Annotated in this window: 9 protein-coding genes; 7 read left to right on the top strand and 2 right to left on the bottom strand. The window is 70.3% G+C overall.

Annotation, left to right across the window (positions count from 1 at the left end; all coding sequences use genetic code 11):
* From ACNPNP_RS14100 to ACNPNP_RS14070, 7 genes are all read left to right on the top strand, one after another.
* Positions 1 to 1,348, top strand: a 1,348-nt coding sequence (locus tag ACNPNP_RS14100) for an RDD family protein (RefSeq protein ID WP_448966657.1), incomplete at its 5' end; no start/stop codon positions are given.
* Positions 1,345 to 2,160 (top strand): PP2C family protein-serine/threonine phosphatase, encoded by an 816-nt coding sequence (locus ACNPNP_RS14095; protein ID WP_448966656.1) that lies wholly within the window; start codon positions 1,345 to 1,347, stop codon positions 2,158 to 2,160. The genes ACNPNP_RS14100 and ACNPNP_RS14095, both read left to right, overlap by 4 nt.
* Complete coding sequence (locus ACNPNP_RS14090; RefSeq protein ID WP_448966655.1) at positions 2,160 to 3,536, top strand: FHA domain-containing protein; 1,377 nt, start codon at positions 2,160 to 2,162, stop codon at positions 3,534 to 3,536. The genes ACNPNP_RS14095 and ACNPNP_RS14090 overlap by 1 nt, the downstream gene beginning before the upstream one ends.
* A complete protein-coding gene (locus ACNPNP_RS14085; protein ID WP_448966654.1) occupies positions 3,533 to 5,167 on the top strand; it encodes a serine/threonine-protein kinase in 1,635 nt (544 codons plus the stop codon). The genes ACNPNP_RS14090 and ACNPNP_RS14085 overlap by 4 nt, the downstream gene beginning before the upstream one ends.
* A complete protein-coding gene (locus tag ACNPNP_RS14080) occupies positions 5,155 to 5,892 on the top strand; it encodes a hypothetical protein (RefSeq protein ID WP_448966653.1) in 738 nt (245 codons plus the stop codon). The genes ACNPNP_RS14085 and ACNPNP_RS14080 overlap by 13 nt, the downstream gene beginning before the upstream one ends.
* Positions 5,885 to 6,679 (top strand): hypothetical protein, encoded by a 795-nt coding sequence (locus ACNPNP_RS14075; protein WP_448966652.1) that lies wholly within the window; start codon positions 5,885 to 5,887, stop codon positions 6,677 to 6,679. The genes ACNPNP_RS14080 and ACNPNP_RS14075 overlap by 8 nt, the downstream gene beginning before the upstream one ends.
* Entirely contained in the window at positions 6,672 to 7,004 is a 333-nt protein-coding gene (locus ACNPNP_RS14070) for a hypothetical protein (protein WP_448966651.1), read from the top strand. The genes ACNPNP_RS14075 and ACNPNP_RS14070 overlap by 8 nt, the downstream gene beginning before the upstream one ends.
* 17 nt (positions 7,005 to 7,021) lie before the next feature.
* Here ACNPNP_RS14070 and ACNPNP_RS14065 read toward each other — a convergent pair whose 3' ends face one another.
* On the bottom strand, positions 7,022 to 7,726 hold the full coding sequence (locus ACNPNP_RS14065; RefSeq protein WP_448966650.1) for a hypothetical protein: 705 nt from the start codon (positions 7,724 to 7,726) through the stop codon (positions 7,022 to 7,024).
* The gene (locus tag ACNPNP_RS14060) at positions 7,707 to 8,378 is read right to left on the bottom strand and encodes a hypothetical protein (RefSeq protein ID WP_448966649.1); all 672 of its coding nucleotides are present in this window, start codon (positions 8,376 to 8,378) and stop codon (positions 7,707 to 7,709) included. Before ACNPNP_RS14060 ends, ACNPNP_RS14065 begins: the two co-directional genes overlap by 20 nt.
* Positions 8,379 to 8,415 lie beyond the last annotated feature (37 nt).

Raw genomic sequence — 8,415 nt, 5'->3', positions numbered from 1 at the left:
CGCGCTCGTCCTGAGCATCCTGCTCGTCGTGTTCGCGAGCCTCGCCGGCCCTGAGGGCATGCTCGCGGTGCTGGCCATCGGCGCACCCGTGGTGTGGCTGGTGATGGTCGGCTGGCTCGTGTTCTACACGTTCATGCAGGCAGGCAGCGGCTCGATCGGCATGCGCGCCCAGGGGCTGCGCCTGGTCAAGGAGAACGACGGCACGCCTCTCGGCTTCGGGAAGGCGCTGCTGCGCAACGTGATCTTCGGGCTCGCAGCATCCATCGTCGTCGGATATTTCACCCCGCTGTTCGACGGCTCGGGCCGATTCCAGGGATGGCACGACAAGGTCGCGCGCTCGCTGATGCTCGACGCTCGCACCGGCGCCGCCGCGGTGGGGGTGCCCGTCACCCGGGCGATGAACGTGCCTCCGCGGCCGGTCGCGCCGAACGCCGTACCGCCGCTGCCTGGACGCGCGGCAGCGCCGACGTCCGCATTCTCCGCTCCCGGAACCGCTCCCGCCCCGATGGGGGGAGTGCCGCCGGTGCCAGGACTCGCGCCTGCGCGGCCCGCACACGGCTACTCCTCTCCAGAGTCGATCGCGTACGCGGCTCAGAGCGACGCACCCGGCGATGCCGTGCCCGCGCTGGACGAGACGATTCCCGCACCGAGGATGCCGCAGCTCGCCCCGGTCACTCCGCCGTCGGTCGCTCCGCTGTCCGTCGCTCATCCGCCGGTCACTCCGCCGTCGGTCGAGCAGCCGTCGATCAGCCGGCGACCGAGCGCACAGCCTGTCGCGTCTGGTCCCGGTGAGGACTCGCTGATCGCGTTCGTGCCCGGCATCACACAGGACGGTCCGCCGGAGCGGAACACTCCCGCGCCCGAGGCGCCAACGGCCCCTCCGGCCGCCGCAGCTCCCGCAGTGCCTCCTGCACCGGCCGCGCCTCCTGCACCTGCCCAGCCTGCTCCGGCCCACCCGACTGTGTCCGACCAGGCGCTGCCCGACGATCTCGGCGACGTCGAGGACACCCGCATCAGCATCCCCGGTCACCGACTCGTCTTCACCTGGGACGACGGCACCAGGGTCACCGTCTCGCAGCGCACGCTGTTCGGGCGCAACCCGGCGCCCGAGGACGGCGCCGTGGCAGTGATCGTGCGCGATGAGACGCTGTCGCTGTCGAAGACGCACTTCGAGGCGGCTGCCGAGGCGTCCGGCGGCTGGGTCAAGGACAGGCATTCCACGAACGGCACAGTGATCGTGCGCGACGGTGAGCGCATCCCGTGCACTCCCGGTGAGGCGGTGCGCGTCCGTCTCGGCGATGCGATCGAGATCGGCGACCGCATCGTCACGATCGGCGGTTACGCATGACGGCTCCACTGATCGTCTCCGCGGGCTCGTCCACCCACACCGGGATGCGCCGTACGCTCAACGAGGACGCGATGCTCGCGATCGCACCGATCTTCATCGTCGCCGACGGGATGGGCGGGCACGAGGCCGGCGAGCGCGCGAGCGCCGCGGTGGTCGAGGAGTTCGCCCGTTTCGCCGGTCGGGAGAGCCTGGACCTCGACGACGTGCTCGACGCGCTCAGCCGATCTCGCGTGGCCGTCGACGCGCTGTCCGTCATGGCCACCGGGCGTGCAGGCACGACCCTCAGCGGGGTCGTGCTCGCCGACGTCGACGGCACCGGGTACTGGCTGAGCTTCAACATCGGCGACTCCCGCACGTATCGCCTGTCGCGCGGTGAGCTGGAACAGATCAGCGTCGATCATTCGGTCGTGCAGGAGCTCATCGAGTCGGGTGAGCTCACGGTCGCCGATGCGGTCTCCGACCATCGGCGCAACATCATCACCCGCGCGATCGGCGCCGGCAGCACAGGCGACGCCGACTTCTGGATGTTCCCGGCCGAGCTCGGCGATCGCATCCTTATCTGCTCCGACGGACTCTCCTCCGAGGTGCCGGACACGCAGATCCAGCAGATACTCACTATCGAGTCAGATCCGCAGACCGCTGCCGCCACCCTGGTCGGAGAGGCGGTCACCGCCGGAGGCAGGGACAACATCACCGTCGTCGTCGTCGATGCGGTGTTCGTGGCGTCCCGCCCCGGGATGCAGGTGCAGGCGGACGACGACTTCGATGAGAACACCCGGCCCCGCGAGGCCGCCGCAGGAGGGATTCGCTGATGCAGACGACCTACCGACCCGGGGACTGGTACATCATGGTGGCGCCGGGAGCGCTGATCGCGCTCTCCCCGGACGCCCCCGAAGAACTCGTGGCGACGCTGTGGGAGCGTCAGCAGGCCGGCGGTGACCTCGCGGCCGTGATCGACGCCCTCACCGATCACGCGTCGGGATCGTTCGCGGCGATGCTGCCGTTCGCTGCCGTCGTGATGGAAGGGCCCAACGCGAGGATCGCCGTGCGCGGTGACGTGGAGGTGCGCATCACCGGTCCCGACGGCACAGAGAGCTTCACGGGCACGAACGTCACCACGTGGAGCGAGCGCTTCGCGCCGAACGCGAATCGGATCGCGGTGCACGCCGACGGCGCCGAAAGCACTGCGCCTCTGCCCATCATCGGCGGGATCATCCGGGCGGCGAATGTCAGCGCGGACGTCGAGCCTGCTGATACGGCCGCACCGGATGCCGTGCCGACGGCCGATGCGCCGGTCGCGGCGGCGAGTGCACCGGATGCCGCGCCGGCGACGGATGCACCGGTCGACGTGCCGGCCGGGCGATTCGCCGCGCGGCCCCCCGTCACGCCCCTCGTGGTGCCGGCTGCGGTGCCAGCGGCCGAGGCGGCCCCGGCTGTCGAGCCGAAGGCATCCGCTCCGGAGCCGATCGTCTCCGAAGAGCCGAGCGCTACGGAGTCCGTCGAAGATCCTGAGCCCGCGACAGAGCAGATCCCCGAGACCCCCGCGCCGGTCGACGACTCGGTCGACGGTGCGACTCTCGCTCCGCCGGACATGTCGGATTCGAGCGACATCGACGAGTTCGAGCAGCTGTTCGGTGCGACGATCGCGTCGCCGAGCGCGGTCGTGCAGCCGGCCCCCGCTCCGCCCGCACCGCCGGCGCCGGCCGGCGCAGTGCCCGGGGACGGCGCGGACGACGGAGATCACGACGGAGCGACGATCTCCGTGGCAGAAGCCCGCGCCCTCCGTCAGAAGGTCCCGACGGCCGCGCCGGCGGCGCCGACGGCGGTGCTCCCTGTGGTCGCCTCCGGCGCGGGTCGCGTGCGTGTCTCGACAGGGCAGGTCGTCACGCTCGATCGCACGGTCATCATCGGACGACGCCCGCGGTCACCGCGTGCGAGCGGTGCAGACCTCCCGCACCTCGTCGCGGTGGAGAGCCCGCAGCAGGACATCTCCCGCAGCCACCTCGAGATCCGTCCCGAAGGCGACACCGTGGTCGTGGTCGACCTGCACACCACCAACGGTTCGACGCTGCTGCGCTCCGGAGCCGACCCGCTGCGCCTGCACCCGGGGGAGCAGACGCTCGTGCTCTCCGGCGACGTCGTCGACCTCGGCGATGGCGTCACCGTCACGTTCGAGGATCTTCCGTGAGTCGACCCCCCTCACCACCCCCGGAACTTCCCGGCTTCACCTACGTCGAGCCGCTGGGCACCGGTGGCTTCGCAGACGTCTTCGTCTACGAGCAGCAGATGCCCAGGCGCAAGGTCGCCGTGAAGGTGCTGCTCGCCGACCGGATCTCGAGCAGTGCGGCCCAGGAGTTCACCGACGAGGCCAACGTCATGGCGATGCTGTCGACGCATCCGGCGATCGTCACGATCTACCATGCCGGTGTCGCCGGAGACGGCCGTCCGTACCTGGTGATGGAGTACTGCCCGAGGCCGAACCTGCAGGTGCGCGCTCGGAAGGAGCCGTTCTCGGTCGCCGAGGCCCTGCGCGTCGGCATCCAGGTCGCGGGAGCGGTCGAGACCGCGCATCGCGCCGGTGTGCTGCACCGTGACATCAAACCCGCGAACATCCTGGTCACCGAGTACAACCGTCCCGCGCTCACCGACTTCGGCATCGCGTCGACCACGGGTGCCGTGACGGAGGCGACGGGGATGTCTATCCCGTGGTCGCCACCGGAGTTCTTCGCCGACCCGCCGCAGAGCGGACCCCGCTCCGACGTGTTCGCACTCGGCGCCACGCTCTACACGCTGCTCGCGGGGCGTTCCCCGTTCGAGCGCCCCGGTGAGCGCAACTCGGGTGCCGATCTGATCGAGCGCATCGAACGCGCACCGCTGCATCCGTTGTCGCGCGCCGATTCGCCCGCGAGTCTGCAGAAGGCGATCGAACGCGCGATGGCCAAGAACCCCGACGCGCGCTTCCCGAGCGCCGTGGCGTTCGCGCGTGCGCTGCAGAAGGTGCAGATCGAGCTGACGCACTCGGTCACGCCCATCGACATCATCGACGACCACCCGATCGCGGAAGACCTCGAGGACGAGGCGGACGGCCTCACCCGCGTGCGTGACATCGTCAGCATCGAACCGGATGCCGGCGCCACCCGCCCCTCAGCGACGACCCGCCCGTTCGGTCGGCCGCAGCCGGCCCCGCAATCCCCGTCCGGTCCGCAGTTCTCACCGGGGAGCCCCGTCGACAGCGGTGCCGTGGAGGACACCGTCCTCCGCTCGACGCCGCCATCGGGCGCTGCCGCTCCCGTCGACGACGATCGCACCCTGATGCGCGCGCCGCGGACGCTCTCCCCTGAGCTGCCGCAGGTGCAGCACGCGGGGGCCGAGACTTCGGGCGCGCCCGCCGCGATGCCCTCCGCCACGCGCAGACCTCGAGTGGGGCTGTGGGTCACGGCGGCCGCAGTCGCCGCGGTGCTGGTCGGCGGGACCATCGTCGGCGTCAACATGATCTCCGGGGCGGAGCCTGAACCGGTGGAGACGCAGGGCGAGGCCGTCCCGCAGGATCCCGTGTCCGATGCCGTGCCGCGGGTCGAAGAGCTCGCAGGCACCAGGGACGGCACCGCGATCACCTTCACCTGGAGCAACCCGTCATCGGAGGACGGCGACCTGTACCTGTGGAACACGGTCGATCTCTCCGGAGCCGGCAAGCCGGAGACGTCCCGCGAGGCCACCGTGACCTTCCAGGGTGCGGCGTCGGGCCAGGTGTGCATCGACGTCATGCTGCGCCGCAGTGACGGACGTGCGTCAGAGCCTGTGCGGGGGTGCGTCGAGTGAGCACCGATCAGGTCACCGTCGAGTTCGCCGGCGAATACTTCCCGATCGAACGCGGAGGGCGTTTCACGGTCGGACGGGAGGGCGACCTCGCGATCGACGACAACCTCTTCCTGCACCGCCACTTCCTCGAGATCAGCCATGAGGCGGGCCTGTGGTGGCTGTCGAACATCGGCAGCCGACTGACGGCGACCGTGACGGATTCGGCAGGGGGAGTGCAGGCCTGGCTGGCTCCCGGTGCGCGCCTGCCGCTGGTCTTCCACCGGACCACCGTGGTGTTCACGGCCGGACCGACCACTTACGAGCTCGTCGTGCACGCGGCGGAGCCGACGTTCCGGCCCACGCGTCCGGAGAGCGCGGACGGTGATGCCACGATCGGCGACGTGCCGCTGACGGTGAGTCAGCGACAGCTGATCCTGGCGCTCGCCGAGCCGCAGCTGCTGCGCGACGGCACCGGCATGAGCGAGATCCCCACTTCGGCGAGTGCCGCGCAGCGGCTGGGGTGGACGATCACCCGCTTCAACCGCAAGCTCGACAACGTCTGCGACAAGCTCGATCGGATCGGCGTACCAGGTATGCGCGGCGGTCAACGGAACTTCGCGACCAACAGGCGGGGGCGGCTCGTGGAGTACGCGATCGCATCGCGACTGGTCACGAAGACCGACCTCGCGCTGCTGGATCTGCGCACGGAGGAAGAGATCACGGAAGGGGCCGGCGCCGATGAGTGAGGATCAGAACCAGGGGCCGCAGCTCGTCCCGCGCCCCGTCGACGCCGCGGTCGCCGCGGAATGGCGGTCGTTCTTCGCCGGCGGCGGTGTGTTCTCGCTGCCGGCGGCGGCCGAGGTCAACCGGCGAAAGCGCGGCAGCAACACCGTCTTCCTGACCGTGCTGGTCCTGCTCGCTGTCGCGGCGGCCGCCGTGGCGGCCGTGCTCCTCGCCACAGGATCGGGACGTGCGCTGACGTACGCGCTCCTCGCCGTACTCGTCATCGTGACCGTCGTGGCCGCGGCCAGGATCGCCGGCATCCGCCGTTCGCTGAACGCCGTGCGCGACTCCCCGCAGGAGTACATCGCGGTCTCTCGGGACGGCATGCGCTTCGCCGGAGTCGACTTCCCCTGGACGGCGGTCGTCGGCGGGCTCATCATCGACGAGCGCGGGGTGCAGTACTCCGGGTTGAAGCGCCTCACCGCCGGGGTCATGTCGTCAGCCGGTCATCCGCAGGTGGAGCTGCTGCTCGGTGTGCAGGAGGGCACGGTGCGCGAGTACCGCTCCCGCGCGCCGGGTGCGGTCGGACGCGTGTTCTTCGTCTCGATGGGCTCCGGTGGACCGAGGATCCCGTTGCACCATGCGATCGACGACGAGAGCATCAACGCCGTCGCCACCGCGGCGAGGGTGAGTGCGGCCGATGCCGATGTGCCCATCATCGTCTCGCGCGATCCGGCGCTCATCCATCCGACGATCATGGCAATCTGGCGCGGAAAGCGCCCCACCGCAGGAAAGGATCCGCATGAGTGACCTTCGCGCAGAACGATGCGACCGGATGGTGCAGCCGATCGTCGATCTGACGGCCTCGGTGCTGGCATCCCAGATCGGCAACCTCGATGACTTCGACGATGTGATCAGGGCGGCGGAGGCGGTGCTCGCCGTGGCCGAACTCGGCTCCTTCGGCATCGACGACGACGCGTACATCGACTGGGCGGGCGCAGCCCCCGCCACGTTCAAACTCATCATCGAGGCCGCTGAGCGCAAGGACAAGAAAGCGGTGTGGCTCGCGTTCGCCGATCCGCAGACCGGTGTGTATCGCGTCTCGGCGGCATGCCAGGGCCTACCGCGCTGGTGACTCGGCGGCGCGCGCCGTCAGCAGCCTTCGGCGAGCGGTGAGGGCGAGGCGACTTCCGCCTCTGCCCAGTCGCTGAACTCGACTTCCATCGTGCCGGCGGCATCCGCACGCACCAGAGCGATGGGCAACGGAGCTCCGTCCGTCGAGACGGTCAGCGCGCCGAGCGCTCCCTCGCCGCCGAGGACGAGGTTCGCCGTGCCCTCGCCAGTGGCGGCGACGGCACTCGCGTCGGCACTGAACTCGGCGACCGTGCGCACCGGGTCGAGCAGCGTCCGCCAGCGCGCCACGGCGGGGTCGTCGACGCCCACGCAGGCGTAGACGCCGTCTGCCGGGTCGCCCTTCGGAGAAGGCAGGATGTAGGCCACGTCATCGGCCAGCACGATCCGGGTGGTCGCTTCGCCGACCACGAACTCGGCCTGCACCGAGCCGCCGCGGCCGGACACCGAGAACGTCATCAACCTGTCCGCCGTGTCGACGAAGACGCCCGTCATCGTCACACCGCGTTCGGCGCGCATCGCGGCGATCACGGTGGCGAGGGCATCGTCGGTGCCGAGCAGCGCCACGCCGTTGCCGACGTCCTCGCCCCAGTCCTCACTCAGATCCAGGTGGGTGGGCGTCGCGACGGGCGGGGCGGGGGCTCCGGAGCATCCCGGCACGAGCAGGAGCGCGAGCGTCAGCGGGATGATGACGCGCCGAAGCGCATCACTCCTCCTCTTCGGCATCCGTCACGCACCCCGATACGGCGCCCTGCTGGTCGAGCGTCGCCCGATCGAGTGAGGCGGGCGCCTTCTCATTGCCCTCGGCGGGTCGCACCAGAAGGCAGGACCTCTCATCGATGAGTCCGGCGGCCAGCGGCAGCCAGACCTCGGTGCCGGTCACTCGCTGGGACACGTCCACTGCGTCGCCGGCCGGACCGTCGACGACGATCACCTGGTACGGCACGTCAGGGCCGCTCCAGCTGGCGCGCACCACGTTCTCGGTCGCCTCGACCTTCAGGTCGGTGGCAGCAGCCGTACCGCCGAAGACACCGAGGATCAGGAACACCGCCAGCGCGATCAGGGCGATCAGCGTGGTGCCGGCCGACACAAGGAACGCAGGATGCAACCACAGCGGACGGCGCTTCGCCGAGGACGAGTCCTCTTCCAGCTCGGGGAGCACGCTGCCGGAGATCTCGAGGGGCCGGATAGGACCGGACATCGCGTCCAGGCTCGGACGAGGGGACGACCATCCGATCTGCCCCGCCATGGCTGCCGGGGCCGCTGACGGCGCAGAGGAAGACCAGGAGGCCGGCGTGGTCGTGATGATCGAGGGTTGCCCGGTGACCGAGTCCGTCGCGCTGCTGCGCTCTCGTCGGGTGCGGGGGACATCGCTCATCGAAGGACTGCGGATTCTCTCTGCTGATCGGTCCCGT

It is taken from the genome of Microbacterium xerophyticum (genome assembly GCF_053543555.1).
The sequence above is the reverse complement of the archived record's forward strand: the minus strand, read 5'-3'. Positions and strand labels throughout refer to the sequence as shown.

Excerpts from the sequence above, each read along its gene's own strand:
- ACNPNP_RS14090 (WP_448966655.1), top strand. The coding sequence starts at position 2,160 with ATGCAGACGACCTACCGACCCGGGGACTGGTACATCATGGTGGCGCCG.
- ACNPNP_RS14065 (WP_448966650.1), bottom strand. The coding sequence starts at position 7,726 with ATGCCGAAGAGGAGGAGTGATGCGCTTCGGCGCGTCATCATCCCGCTG.
- ACNPNP_RS14075 (WP_448966652.1), top strand. The coding sequence starts at position 5,885 with ATGAGTGAGGATCAGAACCAGGGGCCGCAGCTCGTCCCGCGCCCCGTC.
- ACNPNP_RS14095 (WP_448966656.1), top strand. The coding sequence starts at position 1,345 with ATGACGGCTCCACTGATCGTCTCCGCGGGCTCGTCCACCCACACCGGG.
- ACNPNP_RS14070 (WP_448966651.1), top strand. The coding sequence starts at position 6,672 with ATGAGTGACCTTCGCGCAGAACGATGCGACCGGATGGTGCAGCCGATC.
- ACNPNP_RS14060 (WP_448966649.1), bottom strand. The coding sequence starts at position 8,378 with ATGAGCGATGTCCCCCGCACCCGACGAGAGCGCAGCAGCGCGACGGAC.